This is a genomic window from Stenotrophomonas sp. ESTM1D_MKCIP4_1, assembly GCF_003086895.1.
Lineage (GTDB): Bacteria > Pseudomonadota > Gammaproteobacteria > Xanthomonadales > Xanthomonadaceae > Stenotrophomonas.
Genome location: NZ_CP026004.1, coordinates 2275109 through 2290959, shown reverse-complemented (window position 1 = coordinate 2290959; position 15851 = coordinate 2275109). Strand labels below are relative to the sequence as shown.

16 protein-coding genes are annotated in these 15851 nt (G+C 67.7%); 3 read left to right on the top strand and 13 right to left on the bottom strand.

The genetic code is table 11. The annotated features are described in order from the left end of the window. Nucleotides 1–72: 72 nt before the first annotated feature. From C1924_RS10575 to C1924_RS10530, 10 genes are all read right to left on the bottom strand, one after another. Nucleotides 73–336, bottom strand: a complete 264-nt coding sequence (locus C1924_RS10575; protein ID WP_108765258.1) for a CD225/dispanin family protein — start codon at nucleotides 334–336, stop codon at nucleotides 73–75. 73 nt (nucleotides 337–409) lie between these two features. After that, nucleotides 410–943, bottom strand: a complete 534-nt coding sequence (locus C1924_RS10570; RefSeq protein WP_108765257.1) for a lipocalin family protein — start codon at nucleotides 941–943, stop codon at nucleotides 410–412. A 13-nt stretch (nucleotides 944–956) separates the two neighbouring features. Next, nucleotides 957–2030: a class I SAM-dependent methyltransferase gene (locus tag C1924_RS10565; RefSeq protein WP_108765256.1), complete on the bottom strand. Its 1074-nt coding sequence runs from the start codon at nucleotides 2028–2030 to the stop codon at nucleotides 957–959. Next, on the bottom strand, nucleotides 2027–2815 hold the full coding sequence (locus C1924_RS10560; protein WP_108765255.1) for a DUF1295 domain-containing protein: 789 nt from the start codon (nucleotides 2813–2815) through the stop codon (nucleotides 2027–2029). Before C1924_RS10560 ends, C1924_RS10565 begins: the two co-directional genes overlap by 4 nt. Next, nucleotides 2812–3357 carry a DUF2878 domain-containing protein gene (locus C1924_RS10555; RefSeq protein WP_108765254.1) on the bottom strand — a complete coding sequence of 182 codons (546 nt, stop codon included), beginning with the start codon at nucleotides 3355–3357 and terminating at the stop codon, nucleotides 2812–2814. The genes C1924_RS10560 and C1924_RS10555 overlap by 4 nt, the downstream gene beginning before the upstream one ends. 1 nt (nucleotide 3358) lies before the next feature. Next, nucleotides 3359–4618 (bottom strand): cyclopropane-fatty-acyl-phospholipid synthase family protein, encoded by a 1260-nt coding sequence (locus C1924_RS10550; protein WP_108765253.1) that lies wholly within the window; start codon nucleotides 4616–4618, stop codon nucleotides 3359–3361. After that, nucleotides 4615–5382 carry a DUF1365 domain-containing protein gene (locus C1924_RS10545; protein WP_108765252.1) on the bottom strand — a complete coding sequence of 256 codons (768 nt, stop codon included), beginning with the start codon at nucleotides 5380–5382 and terminating at the stop codon, nucleotides 4615–4617. Before C1924_RS10545 ends, C1924_RS10550 begins: the two co-directional genes overlap by 4 nt. Then, entirely contained in the window at nucleotides 5379–6656 is a 1278-nt protein-coding gene (locus C1924_RS10540) for an FAD-dependent oxidoreductase (protein ID WP_108765251.1), read from the bottom strand. The genes C1924_RS10545 and C1924_RS10540 overlap by 4 nt, the downstream gene beginning before the upstream one ends. Nucleotides 6657–6658: 2 nt before the next feature. Further along, nucleotides 6659–7618: an acyl-CoA desaturase gene (locus tag C1924_RS10535; RefSeq protein WP_108765250.1), complete on the bottom strand. Its 960-nt coding sequence runs from the start codon at nucleotides 7616–7618 to the stop codon at nucleotides 6659–6661. An 83-nt stretch (nucleotides 7619–7701) separates the two neighbouring features. Then, nucleotides 7702–8469 (bottom strand): hypothetical protein, encoded by a 768-nt coding sequence (locus C1924_RS10530; RefSeq protein WP_108765249.1) that lies wholly within the window; start codon nucleotides 8467–8469, stop codon nucleotides 7702–7704. A 147-nt stretch (nucleotides 8470–8616) separates the two neighbouring features. On the opposite strand from C1924_RS10530, the gene C1924_RS10525 reads away from it, so the two are divergent. From C1924_RS10525 to C1924_RS10515, 3 genes are read left to right on the top strand one after another with little or no spacing between them, the layout of a single operon-like run. Beyond that, nucleotides 8617–9240, top strand: coding sequence for a sigma-70 family RNA polymerase sigma factor (locus C1924_RS10525; protein WP_108765248.1), 624 nt, complete (start codon nucleotides 8617–8619; stop codon nucleotides 9238–9240). Then, on the top strand, nucleotides 9237–9920 hold the full coding sequence (locus C1924_RS10520) for a ChrR family anti-sigma-E factor (protein WP_108765247.1): 684 nt from the start codon (nucleotides 9237–9239) through the stop codon (nucleotides 9918–9920). Before C1924_RS10525 ends, C1924_RS10520 begins: the two co-directional genes overlap by 4 nt. 19 nt (nucleotides 9921–9939) lie before the next feature. Next, a complete protein-coding gene (locus C1924_RS10515; protein ID WP_108765246.1) occupies nucleotides 9940–10626 on the top strand; it encodes an NAD(P)H-binding protein in 687 nt (228 codons plus the stop codon). On the opposite strand, the gene C1924_RS10510 is transcribed toward C1924_RS10515, so the two are convergent. From C1924_RS10510 to C1924_RS10500, 3 genes are read right to left on the bottom strand one after another with little or no spacing between them, the layout of a single operon-like run. After that, on the bottom strand, nucleotides 10592–12997 hold the full coding sequence (locus C1924_RS10510) for a response regulator (protein WP_108765245.1): 2406 nt from the start codon (nucleotides 12995–12997) through the stop codon (nucleotides 10592–10594). The genes C1924_RS10515 and C1924_RS10510 overlap by 35 nt on opposite strands. Further along, the gene (locus tag C1924_RS10505) at nucleotides 12990–13457 is read right to left on the bottom strand and encodes a response regulator (protein ID WP_108765244.1); all 468 of its coding nucleotides are present in this window, start codon (nucleotides 13455–13457) and stop codon (nucleotides 12990–12992) included. The genes C1924_RS10510 and C1924_RS10505 overlap by 8 nt, the downstream gene beginning before the upstream one ends. Continuing rightward, nucleotides 13454–15691, bottom strand: a complete 2238-nt coding sequence (locus C1924_RS10500; protein ID WP_108765243.1) for an ATP-binding protein — start codon at nucleotides 15689–15691, stop codon at nucleotides 13454–13456. The genes C1924_RS10505 and C1924_RS10500 overlap by 4 nt, the downstream gene beginning before the upstream one ends. Nucleotides 15692–15851 lie beyond the last annotated feature (160 nt).

Below are 15851 nucleotides of genomic sequence, written 5' to 3'. Positions count from 1 at the left end.
AGCGGGGCCATGCCCCGCTACCGGGGCGGCGGGCGCGTATTCATGCGGTGCACGCCGGGCCGCCCCGAACGCTTACGCCATGGCGCGATTGATCAGGCCGTAGCCGATGAGCACGGCCAGCAGGGCCGGCAGCGTCACGAACGAGGCGATCATCCAGCGCAGCGTCTTGCGCGAGGCGATGGACGCCGGGCCGGTCTGGCCGGCGGCGTTCAGCGACGAGGTCTTGTTGGCATACACGGTGGCGACGATGCCGAATGGCCAGAAGCCACAGAAGATGCTCAGGACGGCCAGGAACAGGTAGTCCTTGGGCGGAACAGTGGGTGCTGCGATCTCCATGAAAACGATTTCTCCTTGATGGGGGCGGGATTATGCCGCACCCCCATCGGGGACGCACAGCGTGCCGTGGCGATCAGCGCACCGATTGCGGCACCCGTCGCAGCTTGCTGGTGTCGTAGCCCATCGCAGCGATGCGGTCGACGGCCGCCTGGTAGTCCTGCGCGGACACCTGCGGCGTGCGCGCCATGTACCAGACATAGTCGCGCTTGCTGCGGCCCACGATCGTCTGCTGATAGCCGCTGTCCAGCCAGGCGATGATGTATTCGGCCTGGATGGGCCAGACGAACTGCATGCCCCAGACGGCGCCGTTGCCTTCCTTCTCCACCCGGCCGATGGGGTGCATGCTCTTGAACGGTGCATCGAAGCTGCCATTGCGGTAGGTGAAGGTGGTGCGGATGCGCCCGTCGGGCTGCAGGGCATAGCTTTCCACGGCATCGAAGGCTTCGCGCTCCGGCCAGGAAGGTATATGGGCAATGACGTACCAGTCGCCCATGAAGCGCGGTACGTCCACCGATGCCGCGCGTGGCAGCGGCCGGGTGTCCTGGCTGCTGCAGCCGCTGCCGAACAGGGCCACGGCAAGGAGTGAAAGCAGGGGCAGGGAGCGCATGGTGGTATCTCCTTCAGCGCGGGCGGAACAGATAGTGAGCGACCAGCCACTGCTGGCCGTCGTCATAGCCGAACAGTTCGGCGCAGGCCATCCAGAACATGCGCCAGCGCTGCCACCATATGCGTGCGGCGGCCTCGCCATAAGTCGTCTGCAGCACCGGCATCAACTGCGCGCGTGCCGCGTCCTGGTTGTCCAGCCAGTGGTTGGCGGTGCGCTGGTAATGGGTGCCGTCCAGCAACCAGCGCTGGTCCAGCTGCAGATGCTGCTGGAAGTGCAGCAGCGTATCGGCCGCCGGCATCAGGCCACCGGTAAAGAAGTGCCGCCCCATCCAGTTGTCGTCACCCTCGGTCTCGAACGGATACATCAGCGTGCGGTGGGCGAAGATGTGCACGAACAGCGCACCGTCGGGACGCAGCCAGCCGGCGATGCGCTGCAGCAGCTGCGCGTAGTTGCGCACATGCTCGAACATTTCCACCGACACGCAGCGGTCGAAACGGGCCGACGGCAGCTCCAGCAGGTTCACATCGCGGGTGAGTACCTCGACATTGCGCAGGCCGCGCGCCTGGCACTGGCCCATGATGTGCTCGCGCTGGCTGTGCGAATTGGACACCGCCGTGATGCGCGCATGCGGGAAACGTTCGGCCATCCAAAGGGTGAGCGAGCCCCAGCCGCAGCCCAGTTCGAGGATGTCCTGGCCGTCGTGCAGTCCAGCACGTTGCGCATACAGCTCCAGCATCGCGTCCTCGGCCTGGTCCAGGGTTTCGTGACCGGTGCGGTAGTAGCAGCTGCTGTACTTCAGCCGCTTGCCCAGGCAGGCCTGGAAGAAGGCGGCCGGCACTTCGTAGTGCTGGCGGTTGGCGGCATCCACATGCAGGGCGAGCGGGCTGCCGGCCAGTTCGGCAATACGCCGCTGGAAACGCACAGATTGCGCCGACTGGCCTCCGTCGGTTTCTTCCTGCAGGCGCTGCGCGCAGAGACGGCGGATGCCCGCGCGCAGGGCGATATCCGGAATCCAGCCGCGTTCGGCCCATCCGGTCAGGCCACCTTCGATCTCGACGGGCGGGTGCGGGGTGGTGATGGCGTTCATGGTGTGCGGTCCTGGGAAGGGGAGGTGCGGGGGAACCACGGGAAGAAGATCGGGGTGCTGCGCTGGTACGCGCGGTAGTCTTCGCCGCGGCTGCGCAGGGCCTGCTTTTCAGTGAAGGGCACGCCACTGAGGTAGCGCAGGAACAGGTACATCAGCACCGGGCCGGACCATGCCAGCCACCACAGTGGTGAACCGACCGCCAGCAGCACGTAGGTGAACCAGTGCAGCCACTCGAAGAAGTAGTTGGGATGCCGCGAGTAGCGCCACAGCCCCTGGCGGCAGGTCCTGCCCTTGTTTGACGGATCGGCGCGGAAGCGCGCGAGCTGGCGGTCGGACAGCGCTTCGCCCCCCACACTGAGCAGCCAGACCGCAACGGCAGCGGCGATCCAGCTGATGTTGCCGGATGGGTTGCGCGCCACGGCCAGGAACGGCAGCGCGAACAGCACCACCAGCAGGGCCTGGGCCATGAAGAAGCCGAAGATCTTGCCCTGGTGGCCCTTCCAGTGTTCGCGCAGGTAGCGGTAGCGGCCGTCCTCGTCTTCGCTGCGCACGCGGTGCCAGAGATGCAGGGCCAGCCGGCTGCCCCACAGCCCACCCAGCACTGCCAGCGCGATGCGTGGCTGCGGGGCACCATCGCCCAGCCAGGCCAGCAGCAGCGCGCCGGCCGCTACGCCCTTGGCCCAGAGCACGTCCACCACGCCGATGTTGCGATGGCGGCGCTGCCAGGCCCAGCCCCAGCACATCACCAGCACCGCATAGAGAAGAACCCAACCGAGCAGACTCATGTGCGTGCCCTCATGTGCGTGCCCTCATGCGTGTGTGCGCCCCGACGTGCCAGCGTGCACAGCAGGGGCAGGGCGATGCTCCAGCCCAGCCCCAGCAGCAGCACGCCCTGCCACATGGGTTCGGTGAAGTGCACCGCCTGGAAGCCGCGTGCCGCCGACAGATAGGCCAGCGGTGCCAGCAGCAGACCGAAGGCGACCGGCAGCAGGCGATGCCGTTGCAGGAAGGCCATCGACGCCGTCAGCGTCATGGCGAAGGATGCCCACAGGGCCATGATCCACGGCGGCGGTGCCCACCCCAGCGGCGCGGCGGCATAGCGCACGATGCCGCTGGCTGCCGCGACACCATCCACCAGCCAGGCGCAGGCCAGGGCGAGCAGCAGCAGTCGCAGGTCGACCCTGGGCACCGGGCTGGTCAGCAGTTGGCTGGCGATGTACAGCGCCGCCGCCAGCAGGGCCGGCCATTGCCAGCCGCGCCCCGCACCAGCCACAGCGCACAGCCACACCACTTGGTTGCCGAGCAGGTTGCCCCAGGTGCGCGCCATGTCAGGCCTCGGTGCCGGTGGCAAAAGGAGGGAGGTAACCGGGCCGGGCCAGCAGCAGGTGCGAGACACCGATGGAGCGCTCGAGGAAACCGCCCTCGCAATAGGCCAGATAGAAGTCCCACAGCCGGCAGAAGCGCGCATCGAAGCCCTGCGCCTGCACGGCGGCCTGCTGGGCCAGGAAGCGTTGGCGCCAGGCGCGCAGGGTGAGCGCGTAGGATAGGCCGAAGTCCTCCTGCGCCACCAGCTGCAGATCGCTGGCCCGGGTCTTGGCCGCCATGATGGCGTTGATGGAGGGAATGAAGCTGCCGGGGAAGACGAAGCGCTTGATGTAGTCCACGCTGCGCCGCGCCTGTTCGTAGCGGTGGTCCTCGATGGTGATGGCCTGCAGCAGGGCCAGGCCATCCGGTTTCAGCAGCCGCTGCAGGGTGCCCATGTAGGTGTCGAGGTATTCCGCACCAATGGCCTCGATCATCTCGATGGAGACCAGCTTGTCGAACTGCCCCTGCAGATCACGGTAATCCTGCATCAGCACGGTCACCCGGTCCTGCAGCCCGGCGTCCTGCACACGTTGCACGGCCAGCGCATGCTGTTCGGCGGAAATGGTGGTGGTGGTGACGTGGCAGCCATGATGGCGTGCGGCATGCAGCGCGAAGCCGCCCCAGCCGGTGCCGATCTCCACCACGCGATCACCCGGCTGCAGGCGCAGCCGCTGGCAGATGCGGTCCAGCTTGCGGGTGGAGGCCTGTTCCAGCGGTTCGTCGGGCCGGGCGAACAGGGCCGAGGAATACATCAGGTCCGGCGACAGGAACAGGGCGAAGAAATCGTTGCCCAGGTCATAGTGGGCGGCGATGTTGCGGCGGCTGCCCTCGCGGCTGTTGCGGCGCAGCCGGTTCCAGCCACGCAGCAGCCAGCCGGCGGCACGCGCGGGGCCGCGCTCCATGCCGTCCAGCAGATCGCGGTTGCGCACCAGCAGGCGCACCAGCGCCACCAGATCATCGCAGCGCCACTCCCCGTGGATGTAGCTTTCGCCGGCACCGACGCTGCCTTGTGCGGCCACCTTGCGGTAGAACGCGGGGTCGTCGATGGTCACCGTCGCCTGCAGCGGGCCCTTGCCATCGCCCAGCAGCACGTCGCCGAAGGCATCGCGTACGCGCAGCTGGGCATCGTGCAGCGGGGCCAGCTGGGCCAGCAGGCGGCGGCGCAGGAAGGCATCCAGTGTGCCGGCGCGGGGCAGGGCCACCGAAGGCGTCAGGTTGTTCATCGCGGTTTCTCGGCAAGGGAAGGGTGGTCGTGCACGGGGTTGCGCTTCAGCCACAGGCGCAGGGCCTGCCAGTGGATGGCCGCCACCACCTGCACGGTCATCAAGGGGTACGCCAGCAGCACCCGGGCCAGGCCGCGGCCGTCCAGCGGGCGGCGCTGCATGGTCTGGGTGGCATCGAACTGGCGAACGCCGTCGCGCCAGACCTCCATGTGCACGCGCAGCGCATCACCGGGGGCGTTGAAGCGCCAGTCGTAGCGGCAGTCCATCGGCATGAAGGGGGACACGTGGAAGCATTTGTCGAACTGCCAGCGCAGGCTGCCGCCACCGTGCTGTGCCTGCGCGACCGGCAGCACATAGGCATGCCGTTCCTTCCAGGGGGTGTTGGTGATGTCGGCGACGATGCAGTCCAGCGTGCTGCCGTCTTCGCGGTAGCAGTAGTAGAAGCTGACCGGATTGAAGACGTGGCCGCCAAAGCGCAGGTGAGTCAGCAGGCGGACGGGGCCGGCCGGGCGTCGGCCGAGTACGCTGGCCGCATGGTCGCGTACGGCGTCGGCCAGCGGTACCTCGGGCGCGCCCAGGTAATCGCTGCGGCGGAACTCGGCCAGGTTGCGGCGATTGACCGACCACAGCCAGCGGCCGGCAAACACCTGGTCCAGTTCGTCGAGGTCGAGCAGCAGCTGCGCCACCGGGTAGCGGAACGCGTGCGCATGCGGATGGTGCCGCCGGTGCTGCACATGGCCGAAATAGAGCGCGCTGGCCGTCATGCCACGATCTCGGTGGGGCGCATGGGTGAGGCGATGCCGGTGCGGGCCCGCAGGGCGTCGACCATGCGTCGAGCGCTGGCGATGCCATCTTCGTGGAAGCCCCAGCCCCAGTAGGCGCCGGCGAACCAGGTGTGGCGATGCCCTTGGATTTCGCCCCAGCGCCGCTGCGCACGCACGGCAGCATGGTCGTGCACGGGATGGGCATAGTGCAGGCGGCGCAGCACCTTGGACGGATCGATGGCATCGCTGCGGTTGAGGGTCACCACCAGCGGGGTGTCACCGGGCAGGCCCTGCAGCAGGTTCATGCAGTAGCTCACCGTGCAGGCGGCGCCCGGGTCCGCCGGCACATGTGCATTCCAGGCGGCCCAGGCCTTGCGGTTGCGCGGCAGCAGCGAGGCATCGGTGTGCAGCACCGCCTCGTTGGGCTGGTAACGGATGGCGCCCAGCACGGCATGTTCCACCGGGTCGGCATCGGCCAGCAGCGCCAGCGCCTGGTCACTGTGGCAGGCCAGGATCACCTCATCGAAGCCCTCGATGCCGGCTGCGCTGTGCACGCGCGCGCCCCATGGCATGCGTTCGACCGCCTGCACGGGGCACTCCAGCCGTTCGTGCACGCGCCAGCGGCGGCGCAGCGCATCCACGTACCGGGCCGAACCGCCCTTGACCACGCGCCAGGGCGGGCGGCCGGTCATCTGCAGCATCTGGTGGTTGGCCATGAACTGCACGAGGTAGCGTGCCGGGAAGTCGAGCACCGTGGCGGTCGGCGACGACCACAGGGCCGAGGCCATCGGCAGCAGATGCTCCTCCACGAACGCCTCACCGAAGCGCTGCTGCCGCAGGTACTGGCCCAGTGTCGGGCCTTCCGCCTCGGCCAGCAACCGCGGGGCATCGCGGTAGAAACGCCGCAGGTCGGCCAGCATGCCCCAGAAGCGCGGCGACAGCAGGTTGCGGCGCTGGCAGAACAGCCCATCCAGCGAGGTCGCGTTGTACTCCACGCCGCTGTGGTCGCTGTGCATCGAGAAGCTCATCGTGGTCGGTTGCGAGGCCACGCCCAGTTCGTCGAACAGCGCGCTGAGCAGCGGGTAGTGCTGCGGGTTGAACACGATGAAGCCGGTATCCACGGCCAGCTGACGTCCTCCCACCTCGACCTGATGGGTGTGGGTATGGCCGCCCAGATAATCGTTGGCCTCATACAGAGTGACTTCGTGCTCGCCATCCAGCCAGTACGCGCTGGCCAGCCCCGCAATGCCCGAACCGATGACCGCGATGCGCATGCTCAGTCCTTCGCCTTTGCTTTTGCCAGCACCCAGTCCGGTATCGGCTTGAGTCCGTGCACCAGCCCCATCGCGGCCAGCAGGCGCAGCCCGTACCAGGTCAGGTCCACCTCCCACCAGCGGAAGCCCTGCCGGACCGTGCCGGGAAAGAAATGATGGTTGTTGTGCCAGCCTTCGCCGAAGGTCAGCAGGGCCAGCCACAGGTTGTTGCGGCTGTCATCGCGGGTGTCGAAGCGGCGGCTGCCGAAGCGATGGGCCAGCGAATTTATGGTGACCGTGGCATGGAACAACACGACGGTGGAGATGAAGAAGCCCCACACCAGCAGCTGCGGGCCCGAGGTCTGCAGGCCGGGCGCCACGCGTTCCAGCACGGCGCCGAGGGCGTACAGGGCGGCGGCCAACAGCACGGGCACGGCAACATCGAACCGGTCCAGCCAGCGCAGTTCGCGGTAGCGGGCCAGATCGGGCACGCGCGCCAGATCGGTGGCGAAAGCTTCGCGGGTGAGGAACCAGCCCATGTGGCTGCGCCAGAACCCGCCTTCGTTCGGCGAATGCGGATCCTGCGGCTGGTCGGCGTGGCGATGGTGGTGGCGATGATGGGCTGCCCACCACAGCGGGCCACGCTGCACGCTGGCGGCACCGATCACCGCGAAGACGAACTGCACCGGCCGTGAGGCCTGGAACGTGCGATGGGAAAAATAACGGTGGTAGAACCGGGTGATGGCGAACATGCGTACGGCATACAGGGCCAGCGCCACCAGTACGGCGGTCCAGGATACGCCTACCCAGATCACGCCCAGGCAGGCCAGGTGCAGCAGCACGAAGGGCACGGCGCGCAGCCAGTCGATACGGCCGCGCTCGACAGGATCGCTCTGCGCGGCAGCGGCTTCGGTATCGAACCAGCGACGCAGGGTACGCAGCAGGCGCTCACGTCGGCGTGGGAGGGGCGCAGCTGCGGACATGGGCGGCTTCTCGAAGGCGTGTCTGACTACCTCTACGCGACAGCGTGTGGATTGGATGCAACGACGTCGCATTCCATCCGGCTTCACCCGCCGCTCACGCTGCATTGGGGGACCAGTGGCTGCGCCCATGCCTGTTGCCACTTCGCCATCGGCTGCGCGGTTGCAGGTGCTGCGAAACGGACGACGACGACCGGATACGCACCGCGGGCATCGCGCAGGTTGCTGGTGCCGCGGAATTCCAGCAGCCGGCGGTCATCGTCGGCATAGACCAGCGACAGCCGCGGCGCGACGGCGCCGTACCAGGTGGCCAGCCGTACCTCGATGACCTGGGCCGGAATGCCCCGCCAGTCGCGTGCGGCCGTGCGGCGTACCGTGACCGGGTAGAAGCGCTGCCGGCCCGGCACCAGAAAGGGCAGGCGGACCTCGCTGCCCTGCATCAGGGCCGGCCAATGCGCCCGCACCGCCGCGTCGAAGCCCGTGTCGATCACCGCATCGGCGGGAAGTGGCAATCGGGTACGGCGCGCTGCGTCCGCTGCGGCTTCCTTCCAGTCAATGCTGACCTGCCCGGCGGCCACTGCCACGTGGACGGTCTGGCCACTGCGTGCATCCTGCAGCTGGTAGCCGCGCGCCAGCGGCTGCCCGGTGGCGGGCAGTGTCTTGCGTGCGAACGGGCGGCCGTCCGGGCACAGGTACTGCACCCAGTGCTGCGCCCCTTCGGGCGCGCCGCGCCGCCAGTGCACCTCGCGGTAGGCCGGGCTGCCATCGGCCAGGCTGGCCACGCCCTCGCTGCGCAGCAACGGCGTGGTGCTGGCCACGGTGGAAAGGGAAAGCAGCAGCGCGGCGGTGTGCATGGCGATCCTGGCGGGTGGGCCTGCAGGAGATACGCGCCACAGGCCGGTCTGGATGCACGCTGGCGGGCTGCATCCGGCACTGCATCCAAATGGGCTCCTCCTGCGTACAGCACACAGACCCCCTTCACCTGCCTGATCGCCGCCCGGATGTACCCTGACGCCGCCAGCCCTCCCTTTGACTTCGACTCCGCGCGCATCGTGTCCAGTTCCCAGCAGCCGAGCAACGAGCCGACGAACTGGACCGGTGACATGGACGGTGTGGCACGCCTGCGTGACCGCACCTGTTTCATGCGCATCTACGATCATTTCATGCCGCGCCTGTGCGTTTACCTGCGCGGCCTGGGGGCGCCGGATGCGGTGGCCGAGGAACTTGCCCAGGAATGCCTGCTGCGCCTGTGGCTGCGCGCGGCCGACTACGATGCGGCGCAGGGCGCACTGAGCACCTGGCTGTACCGCATCGCGCGCAACCTGCAGATCGACCGGGTGCGCCATGAGCGCAGCTGGATGCAGGTTCAGGCCGCCGTGGAACAGGCTGCGCGCAGCGATGCCCCCGCGTACAGCAGCGCCGAGCAGTATGCCGACCAAGCGCGCCTGCGCCAGCGCATCAATGAACTGCCGGCCGTGCAGGCGCGGCTGGTGCGCATGTCCTATTTCGAGGCAAAGAGTCACGGCGAGATCGCCGAGGCGTTGGGAATGCCGCTGGGCACGGTGAAATCGCACCTGCGCCGGGCCTTCCTCCTGCTGCAGTCCAAGGTGGGGGGCGCGCCATGAACCCGCACCACCACCTGCATGAATCGACCCTGCTGAGTTATGCCGCAGGCGCATTGCCGGCGCCGCTGAGCGTGGTGGCAGGCACCCACCTTGAACAATGCGCCCTGTGCCGCCAGCGCCTGGGTGAGGCCGAGGCCATCGGTGCGGCGCTGATGGAACAGACCCAGCCCGTGGCCGTGGGGGCACGCAGCGAGGCGCTGCGTATCGCCATGCTGGCCGAGCTGGACCGCAGCGAACCGGCCGTGGCCGCCGTTGCCGTGGCCCGGCCTGCACCGCAGCCGGTGGATCGCCCCGAAGTGAGCGCGGACCATCTTCCCGCCTCCCTGCACCCGTATTTTGGTCCCTCGTTGGCGGCGCTGCGCTGGCGCTGGATCGCGCCGGGCGTGCATTGCATCCGCGCGGCGGACATGCCGTCGCTGATCATGCTGCGGATCGCGCCGGGCAAGTGCCTGCCGATGCACAGCCATGGACGCAGCGAACTGACCCAGATCCTGCGAGGCGCCTACAATGATGCGCTGGGTCTGTTCGCGCCGGGCGATGTGGCCGATCTGGACGAGGATGTGGAACACCAGCCGGTCACTGCACCGGGCGTGCCCTGCATCTGTGTGTCGGCGCTGGATGCCCCGCTGGTGTTCAGCGGTTGGCTGGCGCGGAAGATCCAGCGTTTCGTCAAACTCTAGAACGCTGGAGGCAAGGCCCATGGACAACGGCAAGGCATTGCGGGTGCTGGTGGTCGGCAGCACCGGCCTGGTCGGGCAGGGTGTGCTGCAGGCGTGCCTGCAGTCCGGCGCAGTGGCCCGCGTGGGTGCGCTGGTGCGGCAGCCGGGCAGCGTGCCGGGCAACGTCGATGAGATTGTCCTGCCTGACTTCCTGCAGGCGGCCACGCTGGGCCCGGCGCTTTCCGGATGGGATGCCTGTTTCTACTGCGCCGGCGCGCCGCCCGTGGGGACGCCCGAAGCCGAGTACCGTCAGGTGACCCTGCAGGTGACCCGCGCCGTGGCGGAGGCCTGGGCAGCGGCCAATCCCTCAGGCACCTTCCTCTATATATCCGGCGCACACGCCAATCCGCGCAGCGGCCTGATGCCATTGCGGGTGAAGGGTGAGACCGAGCAGGCGTTGGCGCAGCTGCCGGTGCGCGCGGTGATGCTGCGTCCGGCCGGCGTTCGTCCGGTATCCGGCACCGGCACGCGCCACGCGCTGCTCAAACCGTTCTATTGCGTGGCCCGACCGTTGATGGCCGTGGCCGAAGGGCTGCTGCCGGCGTTGGCCACCAGCAACCGCGCCATTGGCCAGGCCATGATCGCCCTGGCCCTGATGCCGGCACCGCCCGCTGTGGTCGAGTGCGCGCAGATCAACCGGCTGGCGCGTGATCCTTCAGTGCGCTGACCACTGACTCCGCCAGATCGCTGCGGGTAAAGGGCTTGGACAGCAGCGGCGCGGGGCGGCCCTTGGCGCCGGCCGCGTCGTGGTCGCGCGGGTAGCCGGAAGTGAACAGCACGGCCACGTGCGGCCAACGTTCGCGGACTTCGCGGCCCAGTTCCCAGCCGGACATGCCCGGCATCACGATATCGGAAAACAGAAGGTCGACGCGTGCGTCAGGCCGTTCCAGCAGGCGCAGCGCGGAGGGCCCATCGTGTGCTTCCAGCACCCGGTAGCCCAGCTGGCGCAGTGCTTCAACGGTATAGGCGCGCACATCGTCATTGTCTTCCGCAACCAGGATCGTTTCCTCGCGCGGTTCGTAGCTGGCGAACCCGCCCGCCGGTGCCGTCGTCTCGCTGGGCAGCGGCAGGGCAGAGCGCGGGAACATCATCGTGATGCGGGTACCGTCGCCTTCCACTGAATCGATCAGCACGTGCCCGCCGGACTGCTTGACGAAGCCGTGCACCATCGACAGGCCGAGGCCGGTGCCGCGGCCCACCTGCTTGGTGGTGAAGAACGGTTCAAAGACCTTGGCCAGGGTGTCGGGCGACATGCCATGGCCGTTGTCGCGCACACGCAGCATCACGTATTCGCCCGGCGTCGCATCGGGGAACAGCGCGGCGTAGTCGTGGTCCAGATGGCTGTTGTCGATCTCCACCACCAGGCGGCCACCGCCGGGCATGGCGTCGCGTGCGTTGACCGCCAGGTTCAGCACCGAAGCTTCCAGCTGGCTGAGGTCCAGTTCCACGCACCAGATACCGTCGGCGGTACGGATGTCCAGCTGCACCAGTTCGCCCAATGCGCGCTGCAGCATGTCCTGCATGCCCAGCAGGGCATCGTTGAGATCGACCGCCTGGCTGTGCAGCGGCTGCTTGCGGGCGAATGCGAGCAGGCGCTGGGTGAGGCTGGCCGCGCGGCCGACACCCTTCAGCGCGTTGTCCAGCGCACGCGCGGTGAGGTTGCCGCCCTGGCTGTCACGCTGGCTCATCAGCAGCGCGTGTTCGACGTTGCCGGCAATCACCGTGAGGATGTTGTTGAAATCGTGGGCGATACCACCGGTCAGCTGGCCGACCGCCTCGATCTTCTGTGCTTGCCGCAGAGCGTGCTCGGCGTGGATGCGCGCGGTGGTTTCCACGGCTTCGGAGACCACGGCGGTCACCGTGCCGTCCGCACCCTGCAGCGGGCGGAAGGAAAAATCGAAGCTGCGGCGCCCGGTGGGCAGCTCCAGTTCCATGGCGTGCAGGCTGGTGTTGCCCTCTGCGGCATCGGCCACGGCGCGCTGGACCTCGGGCGCGAGTTCCGGCGTGCCGGCGAACCAGGGCGAGCCACAGAACGCGTAGCCCACCACGTCGCTCTTCTCGGCCAGGACCGCTGCGAGCGAGGCGACGTTGGCATCGACGATGGCGCCCGTAGTTTCCAGCAGCACCTGGTGCTGGAAACTGGACTCGAAGATGGCCTGCAGGCGCCGCTTGCTGGCCTGCAGTTCGGCCGTACGCGCCTGCACCTGGCGTTCCAGTGATTCGTTGTCCTCGCGCAGCGCCAGTTCGGCACGCTTGAGCGTGGACACGTCGCTGCCGAGGCAGGTGTAGCCGGTCACGCGGCCATCGGCAGCGCGTTCGGGCACGCAGTCCATCTGCACGAAACGTGACTCGCCACTGCGGTGTGCCAGGGTGACCTCGAACCGCACCCGCTCGCCTGCAAGCACGTGCTGCAGGTGGGGCAGGGCATCGGCGAAGGCGTCGGTACCGCCAACCTCCGCCGCAGTACGCCCTAGGATGCCGTGCAGATCGGCGCCGTGCCAGTCGAGGAAGGCCTTGTTGGCAAAGCGGTAGCGGTGGTCGGTATCCAGGTGGGAAATCAGTGCCGGCACGGCATCGGTGATCTGCTGCAGCTGCGCCTGGCTTTGTTCCAACGCCGCCTCGGCCTGGGCAAGCTGGTTGCGCTCGCTGGCTTCCTGGCGCGCCCGGCGGATGGCATCGGGCAGCCGCTGCAGGCGCTGCTTCACTACATAGTCGCGCGCGCCACGGGTGAGTGCCTGCACGGCCAGCTCTTCGGTCAGCGTGCCCGAGACGAAGATGAAAGGAATCTGTGGTGCGCGCTCGCGCGCGAGTTCAAGCGCGGCATCGCCGTCGAAACCGGGCAGGACGTGGTCGGCCAGGATGACGTCGAAGGCGCCAGTGTCGATGGCATCGATGAACTTCTGGCGGGTCCACAGGCGCTCGACCTGGAAATCGAGCCCGGCCCGCTGCAGCTGCGACGTGATCAGTTCCGCGTCCAGCGCACTGTCCTCCAGCATGAGGATGCGCAGGCGGGGCGCGGACAGTGCTGCGTCACGCATCGCGTGGACCCTTGGCAGTGCTGCGGTGGGGCGGCGGCTGGTTGGTGATGCCCCAGAACATGCCGAGGCCCTGGATGGCATCGAAGAATTCCTTGAAATCCACCGGCTTGACCACGAAGGCATTGACGCCCAGCTGGTAGGCGCGCACCAGGTCGGGCTCCTCGCGGGAAGACGTGAGCATGACAACCGGCGTACTGCTCAGTTCCGCATCGCCGCGGACCTGTTCCAGCACTTCCAGGCCGTTGACCTTGGGCAGTTTCAGGTCGAGCAGCACCACCACCGGACCGCCATGCTGCGCGCCAGCGTAGGCGCCCTCGCAGCGCAGGTAATCCAGCGCTTCGGCACCATCACGCACGTGCACGACATCGTTGAGCAGCTGGCAGCGGGCCAGTGCTGCCATGGTCAGTTCGGCATCCTTGGGGCTGTCTTCAACCAGAAGGATGGGCCGCAGATCCCTCATGGGTGTTCTCCGTCTTGATGGGGCAGGGTGAAATGCAGGGTGGCGCCCTTGTCCAGCGCGCCTTCGGCCCAGGTACGGCCGCCATGGCGGCCGACGATGCGGCGCACATTGGCCAGGCCGATGCCGGTGCCTTCAAATTCCTCGACGTGGTGCAGGCGCTGGAACACGCCGAACAGCTTGTCGACGTAGCGCATGTCGAAACCACAGCCGTTGTCGCGCACGAAGAAGACGTCCTCCGTCTCTTCACGTTCGCAGCCCACCTCGATGACTGCGTGCGGCCGTTCGCGGGTGAACTTCACCGCATTGGACAGCAGGTTCTGCCAGACCAGGCGCATCATGGTCGGGTCGGCCTCGACTACCGGCAGCGGGCCCACCTTCCAGTCGATCTCCCGACCGGCGTAGTCGAATGCCAGCGTCCGGCGAACGTCGGTCACCAGTGCCGCCATGTCCACGCGCATCCGGCCCAGGGTCGAGCGGCCCATCTGCGAGAAGCTCAGCAGATCATCCACCAGTGTGCCGGCCGACTTGGCCGATTCAACGATGGTGTCCAGGAAGCGGCGCTCCGTATCGTTCAAGCGCTCGGCGGCCGAACTGCCCAGCAGTTCGGAATAGCCCACGATATGGCGGAACGGCGCGCGCAGGTCATGGCTGACCGAGTAGGAGAAAGCTTCCAGTTCCTTGTTGCTGCGCAGGAGCTGTTCGTTGAGTTCGGCCATTTCTTCGGCCTTGCGCAGCACGATGTCGACAATGGCGGCGCGCATTTCGTGCGCGGCATCGCGGTCGGCATCGGTCCACGGCAGGCTGCGCTGCTGCACGGTTTCCTTCCAGGCCTCGAACGAATGGCGTGGGGAAAGCACGCTGCCCGGCGCCACGGTCTTGCGCGGATCACCGCCCCAGCGCACGGTCCGCACGACTTCAGGACGGAACCACATCAGGAAACTGTCGTGCAGCTGCGAGATGGAGACGGCCAGCACCCCGCTGGCCACATCGCTCAGCGCGGCGCCCCGTTCCCATTCACTGGCAAGGTGGTCGGTGGCGTACACCTCATCCCCCGCATGCCCGTCGGCCAGCCAGTGGGCGATATCCAGCACGTCTTCGCGGGCCGGGCACTGGCCCACCCGCACGCAGTCGCCCTTGTGCACGATCGCAGCACCCTGCGCATTGGTCAGCGACATCAGGCTGCCCGGGTCCTGCCGAAGTGCCGCCATGAATTCTTCGTCGCCCGCCATGCGGCCCAGCAGCTTGACCAGCACCGAGCGGCGCTGGATGCGCTCTTCCACGGCATGTGCGCGCTGCTTGAGCGCAATCTGCAGCGACACGATCTGGCCCATGAACTCGCAGGCGGTGCGTACCGGGTACGGCAGGCGGCGTGCTTCGGCGCTGTGGCAGGACACCAGGCCCCAGAGCTGGCCTTCGTGCATCAGCGACACCGACATGGACGAACCGGTGCCCATGTTGCGCATGTACTGCAGGTGGACCGGGGAGACGCTGCGCAGCACCGACAGGCTGAGATCGGTAGGCGCTGCCTGCGCATGCGCCGGGTCGCGCACCAGCGGCACGGGCGTATACCGGGCATCGGCAATGAGGCGCACGCGGTTGCGGCGATAGAGCTCGCGCGCCTGCGCCGGGATATCCGACTCAGGGAAGCGCAGGTCCAGATAGGACGGCAGCACGCCATTGCCATCCTCGGCGAGGACGATGCCGTTCCAGCCGCTGTCGAACTGGTAGACCAGCGTCCGGTCGAAGCCGGTCATGGCGCGCATGTGCTCGGCAGCGATCTGGCAGAGTGCTTCGACCGTGCCCGCCGATTCGATGGCTGCCATCAGTTCGCGGATGGCCGGGTACAAGGCTTCCAGCGAGGTCGGCTGGCCGGGCACCGGGGATTCCAGTTCCAGCAGCAGCCCCTGCGCGGAACGGTGGGCCAGGATCTGATGCAGCCCATGGCCCGGCACATCGGTGGAGCCGACATGCGCGGAGCTGTCCATGGCCACGTGGCCGATCCGCTCGACGAAGCCCGCCAGAACGCCGCCCAGCACCGCATCCAAGGGGTGGCCGAGAGGATCACCGAAGCGTTCGAGCAGTGCCGGATCGCTCACGGCGCGCTCAAGCACCTTCAGTGACTCCGCATCAATGACCAGCAGCACGCCGCAAGGCTGGATGGCGCCCGGCGTGTGGATGGGCTCCTGCGCGCACAGATGCAGCGCCGCGTCCTGCGCGCGTTCAGTGGATGACATCAGCAGGGATGCTCGGAGTGCGGGAAGAGTTGGCAGCGCAGGACTGCGTGCCACGACGCAGCGCTGTGTCGGGAGAAAATGCCATGGCGACATGGTGAAGTAAAAACATGATTTCGCCTACCTCTGTTCATGCAGCCGTCGCTGCGTTGGCGTGCTGAAC

Coding starts and splice junctions, on each gene's coding strand:
- C1924_RS10575 (WP_108765258.1), bottom strand. CDS start 336: ATGGAGATCGCAGCACCCACTGTTCCGCCCAAGGACTACCTGTTCCTG.
- C1924_RS10570 (WP_108765257.1), bottom strand. CDS start 943: ATGCGCTCCCTGCCCCTGCTTTCACTCCTTGCCGTGGCCCTGTTCGGC.
- C1924_RS10565 (WP_108765256.1), bottom strand. CDS start 2,030: ATGAACGCCATCACCACCCCGCACCCGCCCGTCGAGATCGAAGGTGGC.
- C1924_RS10560 (WP_108765255.1), bottom strand. CDS start 2,815: ATGAGTCTGCTCGGTTGGGTTCTTCTCTATGCGGTGCTGGTGATGTGC.
- C1924_RS10555 (WP_108765254.1), bottom strand. CDS start 3,357: ATGGCGCGCACCTGGGGCAACCTGCTCGGCAACCAAGTGGTGTGGCTG.
- C1924_RS10550 (WP_108765253.1), bottom strand. CDS start 4,618: ATGAACAACCTGACGCCTTCGGTGGCCCTGCCCCGCGCCGGCACACTG.
- C1924_RS10545 (WP_108765252.1), bottom strand. CDS start 5,382: ATGACGGCCAGCGCGCTCTATTTCGGCCATGTGCAGCACCGGCGGCAC.
- C1924_RS10540 (WP_108765251.1), bottom strand. CDS start 6,656: ATGCGCATCGCGGTCATCGGTTCGGGCATTGCGGGGCTGGCCAGCGCG.
- C1924_RS10535 (WP_108765250.1), bottom strand. CDS start 7,618: ATGTCCGCAGCTGCGCCCCTCCCACGCCGACGTGAGCGCCTGCTGCGT.
- C1924_RS10530 (WP_108765249.1), bottom strand. CDS start 8,469: ATGCACACCGCCGCGCTGCTGCTTTCCCTTTCCACCGTGGCCAGCACC.
- C1924_RS10525 (WP_108765248.1), top strand. CDS start 8,617: ATGTACCCTGACGCCGCCAGCCCTCCCTTTGACTTCGACTCCGCGCGC.
- C1924_RS10520 (WP_108765247.1), top strand. CDS start 9,237: ATGAACCCGCACCACCACCTGCATGAATCGACCCTGCTGAGTTATGCC.
- C1924_RS10515 (WP_108765246.1), top strand. CDS start 9,940: ATGGACAACGGCAAGGCATTGCGGGTGCTGGTGGTCGGCAGCACCGGC.
- C1924_RS10510 (WP_108765245.1), bottom strand. CDS start 12,997: ATGCGTGACGCAGCACTGTCCGCGCCCCGCCTGCGCATCCTCATGCTG.
- C1924_RS10505 (WP_108765244.1), bottom strand. CDS start 13,457: ATGAGGGATCTGCGGCCCATCCTTCTGGTTGAAGACAGCCCCAAGGAT.
- C1924_RS10500 (WP_108765243.1), bottom strand. CDS start 15,691: ATGTCATCCACTGAACGCGCGCAGGACGCGGCGCTGCATCTGTGCGCG.